Raw genomic sequence first — 15,610 nt, 5'->3', positions numbered from 1 at the left:
TGCCATGACTGACAAGACTGCTCCTGCAGCCACCGCGCTGATCGACATGAAGAACATCTCGATCGCGTTTGGCGGCATCCGCGCCGTCGACGACGCCTCGATCGATCTTTTCCCCGGCGAGGTCGTGGCGCTGCTCGGCCATAATGGCGCCGGCAAGTCGACATTGATCAAGATCCTGTCCGGCGCCTACAAGCGCGATTCGGGCCAGATCTTCGTCAACGGCGAGGAGGCATCGATCTCCAACCCGCGCGACGCCAAGAAATACGGCATCGAGACGATCTACCAGACGCTGGCGTTGGCCGACAATGTCGACGCCGCCGCCAATCTGTTCCTCGGCCGCGAGTTGATGACCGCCTGGGGCACGCTCGACGACGTTGCCATGGAGGCCGAGGCGCGCAAGGTGATGGGTCGGCTCAATCCCCGGTTCCAGCGTTTCAAGGAGCCGGTGATCAAGCTGTCGGGCGGCCAGCGGCAATCGGTGGCGATCGCGCGTGCGATCCTGTTCAACGCCCGCATCCTGATCATGGACGAGCCGACGGCCGCACTTGGTCCGCAGGAAACGGCGCAGGTCGGCGAACTGGTCAAGCAGCTGAAGTCCGACGGCATCGGCATCTTCCTGATCAGCCACGACATCCACGATGTGTTCGAGCTTGCCGACCGGGTCTGCGTCATGAAGAACGGCCAGGTGGTCGGCACCGCCCGCACCACTGATGTCACCCAGGACGAGGTGCTGGGCATGATCATTCTGGGCAAATGCCCGCCAGGCGCCATTCCCGGACCGGGCGCGCTGAAGATCGCGGCCTGAGATCAAGCCAGATCGCGGTTGCCGGACACGTGATATGCCAGCCGTAGGGATGGCTTGGCCCTGGCATTGTGTTGGCAGGGCGACTTGCGCATAAAGGTCCGACATTGCTCAGGGACCGCACGATCCGTTGAAGAAGCTTTTCCCGATCATCGCCTTTATCGCCGTCGCGCTGATCAGCATGGTGATGGCAGGTTTTGCCTACTTCGCCACGCAGGAAGCCGCGCGCATCAAGTTCGAGGCGACTGCCGACGATGCGCTCAACCGGATCGAGAGCCGCATCGACCTGCATCTGTCGCTGCTGCGCTCGACGCAGGCCCTGTTCGACGCCCGCAATGGCGGTATTTCTCGCAATGAGTTCAAGGCCTTCTTCACCGCGCTCGATGTCGACAAGAATTTCGCCGGCTTGCGCGGTATCGGCTTCCTCAGGCTGGCAAAGCCGGGCGACGAGGCGACGGTCGAACGCGACATGCTGCACGATTATGGCGTCAGTCATCCAATCTACCCGGACACCACGCAACCCTGGCGCACCCCTATCGTGCTGTTCGAACCGCTGGATCCATCCAATCAGGCCGGCATCGGCTACGACATGTTCAGCGAACCGGTGCGGCGTGTGGCGATCGAAAAGGCGATGTCCGACGACCAGCAGCACGCCAGCGGGCTGGTGCAGCTGGGCCAGGACACGGGCGCCGCGCAGACGTTCACCGGCTTCTTCGTTTTCGTGCGGCTCAATGTCGAAACCGCTCCCGACGTCATCAATGCTTCGAGATCCTCGACATCAGGTTTTCTCTATGCGGCCTTTCGGGCTCGCGATCTGTTCCAGACCGCGCTCAGCCGGTCGCCGCTTTTGCCGGTCAACACCGAAATCTATGATGGCGATGGTGCCGTGAACGGCGACAATCTGTTGTTCCGGTCGGAGACGCCGCCGGCTTCCACTTTCGGGAACAGGCTGCTGGTCACGCGAAAGATCATCGTCGCCGGACAGCCATGGACTGTCCTGTTCCGGCCGACAAGCGCCTTCTCGCAGCCGTCGTCGCGCGCCATTCCGGTGATGCTGGGGCTGTTCGGCCTGCTGTTGGCGGGCGCAATCGCGCTTGTGGCGCGCTATCAGGAGCGGGCCTATGAGGCAGCGTCGCGATTGCACGAAACGACGGAAAAGAGCCTGATCGAAAAAGACCTGATGCTGCAGGAGATGAAGCATCGCATCAAGAATTCGATCACCAGGGTGCTGGCGATCGCGCGTCAGACGGCATCGCGGGCGACCGACGTCAACGAGTTTTCAGCGTCCTTCTCGGCCAGGCTGCAGGCGATGGCGGCCTCCCAGGACATGCTGACGCGCTCACGCTGGCAGAAGGCCGATCTTGGCGATCTCCTGCGCATCGAGCTGGGTCAGGTGTTCGGCAAGGAGCTGCCCGATGAGCTGTTGTCGGGACCACAGGTGCTGCTCGACGAAACCACGACGCAAGCGCTCGGCCTGACCTTCCACGAACTGGCGACGAATGCGCTGAAATACGGCGAGGCCGGCAATTCCGTTGGGGCGCTGAAGGTGGACTGGTCGCTCGAAGGCCGAGGGCGCGACAGGATGCTGGCTCTCAACTGGCGCGAAAACGGGCAGAAGAAACTTGAAGCGCCCGCCGAGACCGGATTCGGCACCAAGCTGATCGACCTCAACGTGACGCGCGAATTGCGCGGTACGATCAAACGGGATTACCAAGCCAATGGGCTGAACGTGGAAATCAAAATTCCACTCGCCAATTGAGCGCGACCGTTGCCGACAAGGGGGAAGCATCCAGACATCAAAAACCCGGAAGCCGGCGGACCGGCCTCCGGATCGACGTTTCGATTATCGCCGAATTAGTTGCAGCGAGCCGTGTAGATCCGGCCGCGATGATCGCGATATTGGCAATAGCCGTTGCGCAGGTTGCGCACCAGCAGGCCGGAACCGGCACCCACGGCCGCGCCGATCAGCGCGCCCTTACCGCCGCCGACCAAGCCGCCGACACCGGCGCCGATCAAGCCGCCGCCAACCACGTCCTTCTCAGTCGAGGTGCAGCCGCTGACCGCGACCACCGCAACCAGGGCAATAATCATCTTCCGCATAGAGTCACTCCTCACTTTGTGTCCTCACTTTAGTAAGCTCCAGCCGCCATTTAGCATGAAATGACGGCCTTTGCTGCTGCAATCTATTGTTGGTGAAGATAGTCTTTTTCTGGGCGTATCGTGTTCGATGCCATTACCAGGCTGGAAATTGCCAAAGACGCGTCAAGCGTACCATCGGCGCGCACATTCCAGACGATCTGATCATAGTCGTCCTCAAGCGCCGGATCGACCGCAAGGCATTTGGCGACGATGTGGTCAGCCTGCCCTTGCACGTCGCCCAAGACGAATGGGCGTTCGGCCACGCATTGCTCGGCCGTCGCGAAAACGCTTACGGGCACCTGGAGTTCACGGCAGTCGGCCATCGTGTTCGAGCAACCGATGACCAGCAACAATGCAGCGATATGTTCCATGGCGAGAAGTCCTCTCGCCATAGTAACGGTCTACATTCGCCAAAGTTCCTGGCTGGCTTGATCGGCCGGGGAAATAAGATGGCGCTACAGCCGATTCGGCCACCGGCCGAAACGACGTGGCCTAGTAGACCAGTTGGTGCAGGGCGACCGCCATGATCACCGCCACCAAGGCCAGCGCAACAAGGCGCAAAGCTCCGTTGGGAACAGGAGCCAGCGGTGGCGCGGAAGCCTCGGAGTCCTCAAACTCGCCCATGGAAATCCGGGCGGCCTGCTCCAGTCTGTTCATGTCGGCAACCGTCAAGGCATTCCTCCCACCATACTGCAAATCCTGCTGCGGAAATGTTCGGTGATGCAACAAGTTCCAGTGGTATCTGGGAAAAACAGCATCTGCTTTTATGGTGAACGGCGGGTTAAGGAAGGTCGCTCAATCCGTCTCGAAATTGCCGTGCGGAACGACAAGGCGGTATTCAAGGCGGCCAGCCGCGATTTCGAGCGTCGCCGTTCCGTTCAGTGACGCCGGCACGACCCGTTCGAGTGCGACGCTGCCGAAGCGCTTCTCGCTACGCCTGACATCACTGGCGCCGATTGCCTCCGCCCATGTCAGGGACAGGGAGGTTCCCGTGTCGTCGGCGGTCAGGTTGGCTGTAACATTGACGTACCCGCCGGGCCGCGACAGGGCGCCGTAGCTCACCGAATTGACGGCGAGTTCATGCATCGCAAGGCCGATATGCAAGGCAGCGTTGGGATTGAGATAGGGGTTTGCCCCCTGAAACCTCAGGCTCCGAACCGGATCGCCGCCATAGCGGCCAACCTGGCCCGACACGAGTTCGCGAAGTGCTGCACCCCGCCAGTTGGAAGAGGTCACGAGATCCTGGGACGAGGCCAGCGATTGCAGCCGGCCGCGAAAGCGTGTCAGGAAATCGCCGATGCTGTCGGAGTAGCGGCCGGTCTGGGTGGCTATGCTCTGGATGATCGCCAGCAGGTTTTTGGAGCGATGGCTCACCTCTCGCAACAGCGTCGTCAGGGTCTGCTCGCGGCGCTTCTGCTCCGTCGTCTCGACCATCGTGGTGACGACGCCTTGCACGGTGCCACCATCGCCGTGATCGGCATCGATCCACACCTCGAACCAGCGGCTGCCATCCTCGACGGGAACGCTGATCTCGAGACGTTGGGGGTTGCCGGATGCAATGACGTCGCGCTTGGCCGCGCCGATGCGGTCGGCCTGCGCCTCCGGCAGGATGCCGATGCTGTCGGCGGTGTCCGAAACCCAGGGCGCACGCATGTTGCGCGCCCATACGGTTTTCATCTCGCGATCCTGGTAGAGAACGGAAATGCCGGCATTGTGCAACGCGTGAAGAAGAGCACGACCGAGCTGCATGCCGCTGTCGGCGGGATGGAGGGCGATGACTTCATCGCTTTGCACGGCGTCTTTCCTGTTTCCGGTCCTGGAACCCATCGGCCAATCTGTCCACCCAATTCAGGCTGAACGGCTCATCGTTGAATGGGTTCCAAACAGGTTTCCGGAAAACCCGCCGCCAAAAACGGTCCGCCGGACGGCGTCCTTTGAGGGACACCGCCCGGCGGTGGCTGGAAACCGTTTGAGGGGTGCGGCTTCCAGTGTTCGGCCGTCCGTCCTTACGAAGCCCGTTTGAACAGGCCCGCAAGAAGCGAAATGACCAGGAAGGCGAGGAAGATGAAAAACAATATCTGCGCTATGCCGGCGGAGGTACCGGCGATGCCGCCGAAACCAAGCGCGCCGGCGATGATGGCAACGACGAGAAATACGAGCGCCCAGTAAAGCATGATCCATCTCCTTCGAATGGTGCGATGAAAACGTGGGTGGTTGCGGTTTGTTCCCACCCTTTGCCGAAAAAGACCGTGCTTGCAAATCGTTCGAGCGGAAGCGTAGGAATTCACCTCGCCGCCCGGGTGCATCAGGCGGCACGAAGTGACGAATTGATCATCTGGAGAGATTCGGGAGCGAGGCTATCGCCTTGGGTTCGTCAATTCCTCCACTCCCAATTCCCGACTATGCGGCGGCTTTCGCCTGCCGGTCAAAGAACAGTGCCTGGCTGATCAGCGCCTTGACCATGTCGGGATTGAACGGCTTGGTGACCAGGAAGGCCGGTTCCGGTCGTTCACCAGTCAACAGGCGCTCGGGGAAGGCGGTGATGAAGATGACCGGCACCGACGTCGATGACAGGATTTCGTTCACGGCCTCGATGCCGGAACTGCCGTCGGCAAGCTGGATGTCGGCCAGCACCATCTTCGGTCGCGTCTTGCCGAACATCATCACTGCCTCGGCATGGGTGCGCGCCGTTCCAACGACGCGGTGCCCGAGGCTCTCGACCATTTCTTCGATATCCATGGCGATCAGCGGTTCATCCTCGATGATCAGAACGTCGGTTGCCACCTGACGGGATATCTCGTTGCTCGCCTGGGCAAGCAACTCTGAAAACTCCTGATCACCGACGTCAAGGATCTCAGCCGCTTCCTCCTCGCTGAAGCCTTCGACCGCCACGAGCAGGAAGGCCTGACGGGGCCGCGGCGCGATCGCATTCAGATTGGCGGCGGTGCGCTGTTCCCACGCCGATTGCGCCTGTTCCTGTGGAACGCGGATGGCGACCGATGTGAAAAGCTTGGCGAAAACCTTGTACAGCGCGATGCGGTCGCTCGATGCTTCGGGAAATATCTCGATATCGGCGATGATGGCTTCAAGCATCGCAGCGACCAGCGCGTCACCACTCTCTTGCGACCCGGAAACAGCCCGCGAGAAGCGGCGCAGGAAGGGCAGATGTGGTGCGATGGTGGCGGATAAGCTCATGGTAAGACGTCTCCCTCAGAATGACGCGATTGCGTAGCAGGTCAAGCTGACTGCAAGCCGTGATAACGCGGATTTTTTGAAAAAGTTCCACCGCGACGGAACAAAAGCCGGGGAGTGGCGTTTGTGGTGGGGATGGGCAACCAGACGAGGGCGCCGCTTGCGTTGTGTTGAGTACGGTAAGAGCGGCTTGAGCGCTGGGAATACAAGGGCAAAATGAAGGATATGACGAAAGATATTCTGACTGGCGCCGAGAGCAGGCGCCGGAACGGTTCTGGTGACGCTCTTGGGCCGAACTCCGAAATCGGACGCAAACTCAAACAATATTACGACGCGCTGGTCTCCGACGATGTGCCGGATCGCTTTTCCCAGTTGCTTAGCCAACTGGAACAGGCTGAACCCGCACAGAAGAAGGACTGAGGCATGGCCGCGGTCTCACAAGGCTTCAAGACTGATCTGCTTGGGGCAATCCCAAGTCTGCGCGCGTTTGCCGTGTCGCTGACGCAAAATGCCGATAAAGCCGACGACCTCGTCCAGGAAACACTCGTCAAGGCTTGGGACAAGCATGAGAGCTTCCAGCCCGGCACCAATCTCAAGGCCTGGCTTTTCACCATCCTGCGCAACGAGTTCTATTCGCAAATGCGCAAGCGCGGGCGCGAAGTGCAGGACAGCGACGGTATCATGACGGCCAGGCTTGCCGTTCATCCGGCCCAGCACGGTCAACTCGACCTGAAGGACTTTCGCGGGGCGCTGGAGCAGTTGCCGGAGGACCAACGCGAAGCCATCATCCTCATCGGCGCATCTGGTTTCTCCTACGAGGAGGCCGCGGAGATCTGCGGCTGCGCGGTGGGGACGATCAAGAGCCGCGTCAGCCGAGCCCGTACCCGCTTGCAGGAGATCCTGAAAATATCAGGTGAGGACGAGTATGGTCCGGACGCGATTTCGGCCCAGGTAACGAGTTCGCCGGCGAGCTGACCGCGATCGCGTCTCAAGCGCGTCCGCAGGCCGCCGCGACCGCTTGCACCAGGTCTTCGCCTGAGTAGGGTTTGCCAACCAGCCTGACGCCCGGAAACGATGCCTTGATTTCATCGGCATCCGAATAGCCGGACGCAAACACGAAAGGTATGCCTGCCGCGCGCAGCCCGGAAGCGAAATCGATCGTCGAGGCGCCGCCCAGCATCAAGTCGACAATGGCTGCATCGAATCGCGTGGCGACTTCCCGGCCATCGACCTCGGTCAGGTCACGGGCGATCACCACCTCATCGGCGCCATGATCGCGGCAAAGTTGCTCGACATCCATGGCGATGAGAAATTCGTCCTCCAAAACGAGAATCCGCAATCCGTCAAGCAATGTGGGCACAGGCAAAGACTCCTTGAAACGCCGGAGTCATGATCGCTAATTGGCTTGCTGTCATTTAAAAAAGACATGTGGCCAGCGGGCGGAACCTCAATCCTTGCAACGCGTTGAAACGCGGCTCTCCAAGAGCGGCTTTCGAAGGGGGTCGAGCGGGCTTTCGAAGGGGGCGAAATGTCAGTCCAGAACAATAACGCTTTCTCCAGCCGCCAATATCCCTGCGAGAACTGCCCATTGCGGCCGTTGCCGGTTTTCCGCGACTTCGAAAAACAGGAGCTGGCGTTCATCAGCAAATTCAAGAAGGGCGAACTCGCGGTCGACAAGGGCGACACGGTGCTGGTGGAGGGAAGCCATAGCGCCCATCTCTACACCGTGCTCTCCGGCTGGGCGTTTCGCTACAAGCTGCTGCGGGACGGCCGTCGCCAGATCCTCAATTATCTCATGCCCGGGGATCTGATCGGCCTGCAAGGCAGTGTGATGGGCGAGATGCAGCATTCCGTCGAGGCACTCTCACCGATGCTGCTGTGTGTTTTCGAGCGCGAATATCTGCACGAACTGTACCGCAATCATCCCGGGCTGGCCTACGACATCACCTGGATCGCATCGCGCGAGGAGCGGATGCTGGACGAGAACCTGCTCAGCCTCGGGCGCCGCAGTGCGATCGAGCGCGCCGCCTATCTCATCGCCTTCATCGGCAGCCGGGCCAAGGTCGTCGGACTGAATGGCAGCCAATCCGTCCAGATACCGATCACGCAGCAGCACATTGCCGATACGCTCGGCCTGTCGCTGGTTCACACCAACAAGACGATCCGCAAGCTGATGGATCGCAAGCTGATCGTCTGGCGCGACGGCGGCTGCGCGGTCTCCGACAATGAAGGGCTCAAGCGGCTCGCCGGCTGGGAAGGACTGGGCGAGGCGCGCCGGCCACTAATCTGAGGAAGCGTCTTTTTGCGAAGCCGGCGGATCGGGTGCGCGCCGATGCGTTTTCGGCTACTTTGTCCGCAGTGCCGGAACCATGAGGCGCGCAGCGCGTTTGAAACCGAGCAATCACAAGGAGTTAAGCCATGGCCACTGCCGCAGGAAAGACCGCAACCGACGCCCGTGCAAATGCTGACCTGGAAGCCGACATCAGGCAGTTGAAGGCCGACATCGACAAGCTCACCAAACAACTGGCCAAGACCGGCGAGCATGGCTATGGCACCGCGCGCCGTGCAGCGACAGAAGGGGTCGAGCAGTTGCGCGCGCAGGGCGAAGCAGCCTTTGACAGCTTGCGCAGCAATGCCAAGGACATCGAAGCGCAGATGATGGCAAGCGTGCGTGAAAAGCCGGTGACGTCACTGGCAATCGCCGCTGGCGTCGGCTTCCTTTTCGCGCTCATCGCGCGTCGCTAGTCGCGCTACAGATGGGAATGTTGGCAACCCTGATCTCGGGCCTCGCCTCGGGGGAAACCGTGGCCGCCGTTCATCGGGCGCGCACGGCGGCAATCGTCTATGTGATCGCCATGGCCGCTGCGCTTTGCGGTCTCGGCTTTCTGGTCGGGGCCGCCTATATCTGGACGGCGATGCGCTACGGGTCGCTTGCCGCCGCGCTGGGGTTTGGCGCCGGTTTCCTGGTGCTCGCCGGACTTATCCTGCTGATCTACCGGATATCCGCAGGTTCGCGCGCCCGGCGCCGGGCGCAGCGCCGCAATGCCGACATGAAGGCGATCGGCGTCACCGCCGCACTCGCCGTGCTGCCGAGCCTGCTCAAGGGAAAAGGCGGTCTCGGCGCCATTCTGGGGCCGGCCGTGGCGCTCGCGGCCTACGCCATCTACCGCGAGAATGTGAAATCCGACGATCCGGATGAGAGCGAGCGGACGTAGAGCTGTTGAGAGATCACTTCGACAGCTCTTCCAGGGGCATCGATATTTCGGCAAACACGCCTTCCGGCCGGAATTCATGGGTCACTTCGCTGGAAATGACCTTGGCCAGGCTGCGGCGAATGAGGATAGAGCCGAAGCCTTGCCGATCCGGCGGAGCGACTTGCGGCCCGCCGCTTTCGCGCCAGGTCAGCACAAGACGCCGGGCATCCTTCCTGCCTTGCGTCCTCCAGCCGAGGTCGACCCTGCCTGACGGCACCGACAGCGAGCCATATTTCAGCGCGTTGCTGGCGAGTTCATGCAGGATCAGGCCAAGCCCGACGGCCTGGTCGGGCGACAGCAGCAGGTCGTCGCCGGAGATCGTCATGCGCGGCTGCTCGGCCGTTTCGAAAGGTCTGACCTCGATCTGGACGAGTTCACTGATGCCGATGCCACGCCACTCGCGGTCCGACAACAGATTGTGGGCGATGCCCAAGGCCTGAAGCCTGGCGCCGAAGGCCTCGAGGAACTGGCTTGGCTGGCGGGCATGGCGCACGGTCTGGGTTGCCAGCGCCTGGACGGTCGCCAGAGTGTTCTTGACGCGATGGTTGAGTTCACGCAGCAGCAGCCGTTGCCGTTCGTCGCCGAGCTTGCGCTCGGAGATGTCGTAATTGACGCCGAAGATCAATGTCGGCTTGCCGTCGCCGTCACGCTCGATGACACGGCCGCGCGTGGCGAGCCAGCGCGGCGGGTGAAAGCCCTTCACCCGGTATTCGCCGAAATAGTCGTCGCTGCCGGTCAAGGCGTCGCGAAAGCGGGTTTCGGTCTGGTAGACGTCGCGCGGATCGATGGCGGTGAGGATGTCGCGTGCGCGCAGCCGGTTGGAGCGCGGCAGGTTGAACAGCTCCGACATCAATGTGTCGCATTCGATGACATCGGTGCGGATATCCCATGCCCAGCTGGCGAGCGAGGCCGCATCGAGTGCGATGGCGCGTCGTTTTTCCTCGCGCGCAAGTGCGGCCTCGGCGATCGCGCCGCTGCGGGTTGCGTCCTTTAGGGTGAACAGGTTGGCGGCGAGGCCGGCGAGCGCCTTCAACTGGTCGAGCTCGGCTCGGGATGGAAAACCATGCGGCTCGCGGTCGAGCACGCACAGCGTGCCGATGCGGGCACCTGCCACGATCATCGGCGCGCCGGCATAGAAGCGGACATGGTGCTTTCCGGTGACCAGCGGGTTGGTCTTGAAACGGGGGTCTGCCGTTGCATCCACGACCACCATCGGCTCGTCGCCTGCGGCAATCGCATGGGCGCAGAAGGAGACGTTGGTCGCGGTTTCGGTCTCGTCCAGGCCGAAGCAGGATTTGAACCAATGTCGTTCAAGGTCGACGAGTGTGACCAGGGCCATCGGCACCTGCATCACCGTTGCGGCAAGGCTGCTGACGCGGTCGAAATCGGGGTCGGCCGCCGTATCCAGCATCTCCAATCCGTGCAGCACGGCCAGCCGGTCGATATCCATGACTGCTAGCGCAACTTCGGCCGGCAGATCGGGTGCTGTTTGCGTCTTGCCAATCACCCCAATTGCCTCGTCCCGGTCTTCGTCGCCGCATGCTTGCGCTGCTGCAAGGCCAGCACGCTTTTCCGGAACCATCCTAGCGAGGAACCGTTACCCGACCATGATTTGCCGGGCGCGCCAGTTGGTGCAGAATGAGACAGGGATCGAGCATGGCCAAGATCATTCCAGAAAACAAGGCGCGGCAGGGGCGATGGGGCTGGCATGGATTTCGGATCCTGATCGCCGCACTGCTTCTGGTGTTTGCTGCATGGGGCATTGCCGAGATCTATGGTGTGTTGATCAAGGCGCCTAACAGCGATGAACAGCATGTCCCCACACCGCCCAACACCACCGAGCAGGCTCCTGCCGGGTAAAGCCGGCCTGTCCGTTGCGTCGCACCTCATCAGGCGGCTCTCGACTGGGCCGCGCTCGCCGGAACCAATACATTCAGTGCGCCAGGCTGGATCTCGATTACCGTTTCACGGTCAAGCCTGACCAGTTCGCCGTCCATGACGGCGCGAAATTTGCGGCTGCCCGAATGGATTTTCAGCACCGTTCTGTTTGTCTGGTGGATTTCGACATGTTCGTTGTCGCGCCATTTGCCGCGCGCCATGTTGAAGAAGAACTTGACCAGTTCGGCGCGCTGCTTCGCCACCGTGACATAGACACCGAGCACGCCGCCCGCAGGATTGTCGGCATAAGGCAGATGGCCTTCACCGAATAAGTTGTTGGTGATGCCGATGCCGGTGATGCGTGCCGCCATTTCGGCATCGCCGATGCTGAGGGTCACATTCATCGCAGGTGGATTGTTGATCGTTGCCCAAGCCGCCTTGGCCGAGGCGCGGATCTTTCCCAACCGCGAACCGAACTCCATCTTCTGGCGCAGTTGCACCATCTTGGCGTGCATGCCGATCGAGAACTGGTGCACGAAAGGTTGGCCATTGGCCGTCGCCACATCGACAGCAATGATTTCGCCGTCGGCGAAGGATTTCAGCGCCCCGTCGAGCGACTGCGGAATGCCCAACCCGCGTGCGAACAGGTTCATGGTGCCGGCTGGCAATATGGCAAGCGCCTTCTTCGTGCCCATCAGTCGGGCGGCCGCGGCGGAAATGGTCCCGTCGCCGCCACCCGCCAGCACGATGTCGACCGAGCGACGCGAAGCGGCGTTGTCCAGCGTCTCCACCACATCCTTGCCGGCGACAATTTCGATGCTGAGCGAGTGGCCTGCCGTTTCCAACGTCTGATGCATCCTGTCGGAGAAAGCAGCGAGGTCGGTGGTGCGCAAAGTGCCGCCGTCCCGGTTCAGCACCGCTGCAAATCTCATGCCCCGCTCCACCAGGTCAGCCAAAAGGCGGCCGGGATATACCCAGCCAACGGCTGAAACGCGGCGTCGACAGAAAGGTTCCCCTTGCCGCGGGGTGACTACCCCAGCGGCTCAATAATTTCCGTGGTTTCGTTCCCGGACCGCAGCGCTTTGTCGGAACAACTGACCCGGTCACGACGTTGTGAACCTGTAGATGCCGCGTTCCCCAAGGAAGACGCGGCGCATGAGATCAGGCACGAGGAGAGACTACCATGATCCGCAATCTTTTAGCCACGACGGCGCTCGCAACCTTTGTCGCGACCGGCGCCTATGCGCAGAACGCAACAAATACGGCGCCTGCCACGCCCGCCGTCCAGGAGCCCGCCGCCGCTCCTGTGGCACGCGCAGAGGGCAGCATCGTCACCAACATCATCGGTGAGTCCGTCTACAACGGCACCGGCGACGATGCCGAAAACATCGGCAAGGTCAGCGACGTCGTGTTCGACAAGGATGGGCAGGCGAAATCCGTTGTCATCGACGTCGGCGGTTTTCTGGGTGTCGGCGCCAAAAGCGTTGCTTTCGATTACGGCAAGCTGCAGTGGGCCGAAAAGAATGGCGACCGCTGGTTGGTGGCCCAGACGACCAAGGACGAACTGACGGCGCAGGCAGAATTCGATAAAAAGCCTTACAGCCCGACCCCAGCACCTGCGGCATCGACCGACGCAACAGCGCCGGCAGCACCCGCGACGACGGACACAGCGCAAAAGCCTGTCGACATGAACGCCGCTTCGGCAGAACCAGTCAAGCGCGCCGACGGCAATCTCGCCACCAACATCATCGGGGAAAACGTCTACAACGGCACCGGCGATGACGCCCAGAACATCGGCGACGTCAACGACATTGTGCTGACCAAGGACGGCAAGGCGCAGTACTTGGTCATCGGCGTCGGCGGTTTCCTAGGCCTTGGCGCCAAGAACGTCACCTATGACTTCTCGAAGGCGCAGTGGGCCGAGAAGAATGGCGACCGCTGGCTGGTCGCCCAGACCACCAAGGAAGAATTGCAGGCGCAGCCGGATTTCAACCGCAAGGCCTATGACCCGGCGCCGGCAACGACGGCTTCGAATGCGCCGGCAGCAGTCGCGCCCGCCGCAGCCCCTGCCGTCGCTCCGTCCGACAAGACGGCACAGGCTCCGGCGCCCACGACCCCCGATGCCTCGGCTCCGGACCAGACAAAGACCGCAGCCATCGACAAGTCGACGCTGACCGAGATGCCGGTTGGTGAGATTCGCGCCGATGACCTCAAGGGCACGACTGTCTATGGCGCCAACGACGCCAAGGTCGGCGAGATCGGCGATGTCGTGCTTGCGCCCGACAAGAAGGCCGATGCGGTGATCGTCGATGTCGGTGGCTTCCTCGGCATTGGCGAGAAGGAAGTCGCGGTCGGCATGGATAATCTCAAATTCATGACCGACAAGGCGGGCAACAAATACCTGTACACGACCTTCACCAAGGAACAGCTCGAGGCACAAACCGCCTATGACAAGGGCAGCTATGCCGAGAAGCGCGATCAGCAGCGCATGATCGTCAGGTAGTTTCCACCCAGTCGGATACAGGCCCGCGCCGGCAACGATGCGGGCCTGTGTTCATGTGTGGCATGGAGGCAGGCCAGCGGCCTGGCCGACGAGGCCGTTCTCGGTCAATTCGGCCAGTGCCAGCGATTGGTCGAGATGTTCGGCTCGCCAGGCGAGCAGCCGTTCGGCGAATTCCAGCCGCACGGCGAGATGACTGGGGTCGGCCGCGAGGTCGTCCAATTCATCCGGATCGTTTTCCAGATCGAACAGCAGCGGCGGCAGGTTGCCGCCGAAATGCACATATTTGAAACGCTCCGTGCGGATAACGGCGAGATTACATTGGCGTGAGGCGATGCCGAAATGGCGTTCGGCCTCGCCCGCGGCAACCGAGCGGAAATCGAACTCCCAATGCGCGGCATCGCGCCACGCCGCAGGGGTTTCCCCGCTCAGGAACGGCTTCAGCGACCTGCCGTCGAGATGCGGCGCGGGCTCTTCGCCGAGCAGGTCGAGAAACGTCGGCAAAATGTCGACCGCTTCCGTGAAGCTGTCTACCTTGCCGCCGGCCGCCTTGCCGTGGCGCGGATCGCGGATGATCAGCGGAATGTGGTAGCTGCCGTCGAAATAGCCGCCCTTGCCCAGCATGAAATGGTCGCCCATCATCTCGGCATGGTCCGAGGTCAGCACGATGATGGTGTCGTCCCACGCGCCGGCCGCCTTGACCGCTTGCCAGATGCGGCCGAGCTGGGCGTCGACCTCGGAAATCATGCCGTAGTAGATCGCGCGGAGGACGCGAAAATCGTCTTCGCTCCAGTCGTGCACCTTGCCGCTGGCTTCGGGGCGAAATTTCATCTGTTTCTGCCGGCCGAGATCATAGGCTAGATAGGGATGGTTTTCCGCCTCCTCCTGCCAGCTTGCCGCGCGCCGGAAGGCCGGGCCGTCAGCCGGATCGTACATTGTGTTGTAGGGCTCCGGCACTATGAAGGGCGGGTGCGGGCTGATGAAGGAAAGATGCGCGAACCACGGCGCGGCGTGCTCCTGTTCGCCAAGCCAACGCGCGAATTCGCCGGTCAGGAAGGCCGCCGGAGTTTGTTGCCCGGAGTAGACGGGCGGCGCGTTGCCGACAGTGGTCCCGACCGCGCCGTCGGCCACCGGGCGATGGATGTCGGGGGATCCGGCGCTGGCGTCGACACCTTGCAGCTCCAGCCAGGATAGCCATTGCTTCTGATGCTCGGGCAGCAACTGGCGCACCGTAAAGCCCGGCAGCACGCCTTCATAGCTTTGCAGCCGCGGATCGCCCGGCGCCAGCAGGCGCGGATCGAGCGACACATCGGTGTAGCCGAACAGCGTCGGATCATAGCCCAGGGCGCGAGCCGAAAGCGCAATGTTGCCGTGGCGAGCGTCGAGCGGCGTGCCATTGCGGCAGACGCGGTTGTTCATCTGGTAGAGGCCGGTGTAGAGGCAGGCGCGGGCGGGCGAGCAGGGCGCCGCGCCGCCATAATGCCGGTTGAACAGCACACCCTCCGCGGCCAAAGCGTCGGCATGCGGCGTCTGCACGACCGGATGACCGGCGGCGGACAGACAATCGCCACGCCACTGGTCGCATGTGATCAGGAGAATGTTAGGCCGCCTGGCTTTTCCAGTCACTCACGATACCTTTGTCCCGGGATGTCGAACGCCGTTTATGGAACCGAATTCTGGCCATGGCGCAAGTCTGACCTGCGAGCCAATTGGTGAACGAACCTTGTTCCATCGTTCACTTTTATGACACAGTCCATTCTGTGTTTGCCGCCTTTGCGGAAACTGCCCTGGTCCTCATATTGGCGTGGACAGCGGCGAGGGCCGCACATGTACCAAAGGAAGGAG

At 61.8% G+C, this 15,610-nt stretch carries 19 protein-coding genes; 9 read left to right on the top strand and 10 right to left on the bottom strand.

Going from position 1 to position 15,610, the window contains the following annotated elements:
- The first annotated feature begins 4 nt into the window (after positions 1 to 4).
- Complete coding sequence (locus LB559_RS15970) at positions 5 to 805, top strand: ATP-binding cassette domain-containing protein (protein WP_224674461.1); 801 nt, start codon at positions 5 to 7, stop codon at positions 803 to 805.
- 127 nt (positions 806 to 932) lie between these two features.
- On the top strand, positions 933 to 2,561 hold the full coding sequence (locus tag LB559_RS15965) for a CHASE domain-containing protein (protein ID WP_224674460.1): 1,629 nt from the start codon (positions 933 to 935) through the stop codon (positions 2,559 to 2,561).
- Between the two features lie 95 nt (positions 2,562 to 2,656).
- Here LB559_RS15965 and LB559_RS15960 read toward each other — a convergent pair whose 3' ends face one another.
- From LB559_RS15960 to LB559_RS15935, 6 genes are all read right to left on the bottom strand, one after another.
- The gene (locus LB559_RS15960) at positions 2,657 to 2,902 is read right to left on the bottom strand and encodes a YMGG-like glycine zipper-containing protein (protein WP_013529278.1); all 246 of its coding nucleotides are present in this window, start codon (positions 2,900 to 2,902) and stop codon (positions 2,657 to 2,659) included.
- A gap of 83 nt (positions 2,903 to 2,985) precedes the next feature.
- Positions 2,986 to 3,312, bottom strand: coding sequence for a hypothetical protein (locus LB559_RS15955; RefSeq protein ID WP_013529279.1), 327 nt, complete (start codon positions 3,310 to 3,312; stop codon positions 2,986 to 2,988).
- A gap of 121 nt (positions 3,313 to 3,433) precedes the next feature.
- Positions 3,434 to 3,613: a hypothetical protein gene (locus LB559_RS15950; protein ID WP_013529280.1), complete on the bottom strand. Its 180-nt coding sequence runs from the start codon at positions 3,611 to 3,613 to the stop codon at positions 3,434 to 3,436.
- A 123-nt stretch (positions 3,614 to 3,736) separates the two neighbouring features.
- A complete protein-coding gene (locus tag LB559_RS15945) occupies positions 3,737 to 4,768 on the bottom strand; it encodes a sensor histidine kinase (protein WP_063169141.1) in 1,032 nt (343 codons plus the stop codon).
- Between the two features lie 179 nt (positions 4,769 to 4,947).
- Complete coding sequence (locus LB559_RS15940) at positions 4,948 to 5,115, bottom strand: DUF1328 domain-containing protein (protein ID WP_013529282.1); 168 nt, start codon at positions 5,113 to 5,115, stop codon at positions 4,948 to 4,950.
- A 226-nt stretch (positions 5,116 to 5,341) separates the two neighbouring features.
- Complete coding sequence (locus LB559_RS15935; RefSeq protein WP_013529283.1) at positions 5,342 to 6,136, bottom strand: response regulator; 795 nt, start codon at positions 6,134 to 6,136, stop codon at positions 5,342 to 5,344.
- 213 nt (positions 6,137 to 6,349) lie between these two features.
- On the opposite strand from LB559_RS15935, the gene LB559_RS15930 reads away from it, so the two are divergent.
- Both LB559_RS15930 and LB559_RS15925 read left to right on the top strand, forming a co-directional pair.
- Complete coding sequence (locus LB559_RS15930; protein ID WP_032809255.1) at positions 6,350 to 6,553, top strand: NepR family anti-sigma factor; 204 nt, start codon at positions 6,350 to 6,352, stop codon at positions 6,551 to 6,553.
- A gap of 3 nt (positions 6,554 to 6,556) precedes the next feature.
- The gene (locus LB559_RS15925) at positions 6,557 to 7,108 is read left to right on the top strand and encodes an RNA polymerase sigma factor (RefSeq protein WP_013529285.1); all 552 of its coding nucleotides are present in this window, start codon (positions 6,557 to 6,559) and stop codon (positions 7,106 to 7,108) included.
- Positions 7,109 to 7,121: 13 nt separating this feature from the next.
- On the opposite strand, the gene LB559_RS15920 is transcribed toward LB559_RS15925, so the two are convergent.
- Positions 7,122 to 7,433: a response regulator gene (locus LB559_RS15920; protein WP_050580453.1), complete on the bottom strand. Its 312-nt coding sequence runs from the start codon at positions 7,431 to 7,433 to the stop codon at positions 7,122 to 7,124.
- 228 nt (positions 7,434 to 7,661) lie between these two features.
- Here LB559_RS15920 and LB559_RS15915 point away from each other — a divergent pair, with 228 nt between their 5' ends.
- The 3 genes from LB559_RS15915 to LB559_RS15905 all read left to right on the top strand — a co-directional run bounded on the left by LB559_RS15915 (position 7,662) and on the right by LB559_RS15905 (position 9,348).
- Positions 7,662 to 8,423: a Crp/Fnr family transcriptional regulator gene (locus tag LB559_RS15915; protein WP_063173193.1), complete on the top strand. Its 762-nt coding sequence runs from the start codon at positions 7,662 to 7,664 to the stop codon at positions 8,421 to 8,423.
- Between the two features lie 128 nt (positions 8,424 to 8,551).
- On the top strand, positions 8,552 to 8,878 hold the full coding sequence (locus LB559_RS15910; protein ID WP_013529287.1) for a YqjD family protein: 327 nt from the start codon (positions 8,552 to 8,554) through the stop codon (positions 8,876 to 8,878).
- An 11-nt stretch (positions 8,879 to 8,889) separates the two neighbouring features.
- The gene (locus LB559_RS15905) at positions 8,890 to 9,348 is read left to right on the top strand and encodes a hypothetical protein (protein ID WP_013529288.1); all 459 of its coding nucleotides are present in this window, start codon (positions 8,890 to 8,892) and stop codon (positions 9,346 to 9,348) included.
- Positions 9,349 to 9,361: 13 nt separating this feature from the next.
- Here LB559_RS15905 and LB559_RS15900 read toward each other — a convergent pair whose 3' ends face one another.
- Positions 9,362 to 10,837, bottom strand: a complete 1,476-nt coding sequence (locus tag LB559_RS15900) for a sensor histidine kinase (RefSeq protein ID WP_064993277.1) — start codon at positions 10,835 to 10,837, stop codon at positions 9,362 to 9,364.
- A 206-nt stretch (positions 10,838 to 11,043) separates the two neighbouring features.
- Between LB559_RS15900 and LB559_RS15895 the strand changes: the two genes are divergently transcribed.
- Positions 11,044 to 11,247: a hypothetical protein gene (locus LB559_RS15895; protein ID WP_013529290.1), complete on the top strand. Its 204-nt coding sequence runs from the start codon at positions 11,044 to 11,046 to the stop codon at positions 11,245 to 11,247.
- 29 nt (positions 11,248 to 11,276) lie between these two features.
- Here LB559_RS15895 and LB559_RS15890 read toward each other — a convergent pair whose 3' ends face one another.
- Entirely contained in the window at positions 11,277 to 12,197 is a 921-nt protein-coding gene (locus tag LB559_RS15890) for a diacylglycerol/lipid kinase family protein (protein ID WP_013529291.1), read from the bottom strand.
- 251 nt (positions 12,198 to 12,448) lie between these two features.
- Here LB559_RS15890 and LB559_RS15885 point away from each other — a divergent pair, with 251 nt between their 5' ends.
- Positions 12,449 to 13,768: a PRC-barrel domain-containing protein gene (locus LB559_RS15885; RefSeq protein ID WP_063169140.1), complete on the top strand. Its 1,320-nt coding sequence runs from the start codon at positions 12,449 to 12,451 to the stop codon at positions 13,766 to 13,768.
- Between the two features lie 51 nt (positions 13,769 to 13,819).
- Here LB559_RS15885 and LB559_RS15880 read toward each other — a convergent pair whose 3' ends face one another.
- Complete coding sequence (locus LB559_RS15880; protein WP_224674459.1) at positions 13,820 to 15,391, bottom strand: alkaline phosphatase family protein; 1,572 nt, start codon at positions 15,389 to 15,391, stop codon at positions 13,820 to 13,822.
- Positions 15,392 to 15,610 lie beyond the last annotated feature (219 nt).

Origin of the sequence: Mesorhizobium sp. BR1-1-3, from assembly GCF_020165455.1 — a bacterium.
GTDB classification, from domain to species: Bacteria; Pseudomonadota; Alphaproteobacteria; order Rhizobiales; family Rhizobiaceae; genus Mesorhizobium; species Mesorhizobium ciceri.
This window is presented reverse-complemented; position numbering and strand designations above follow the sequence as displayed.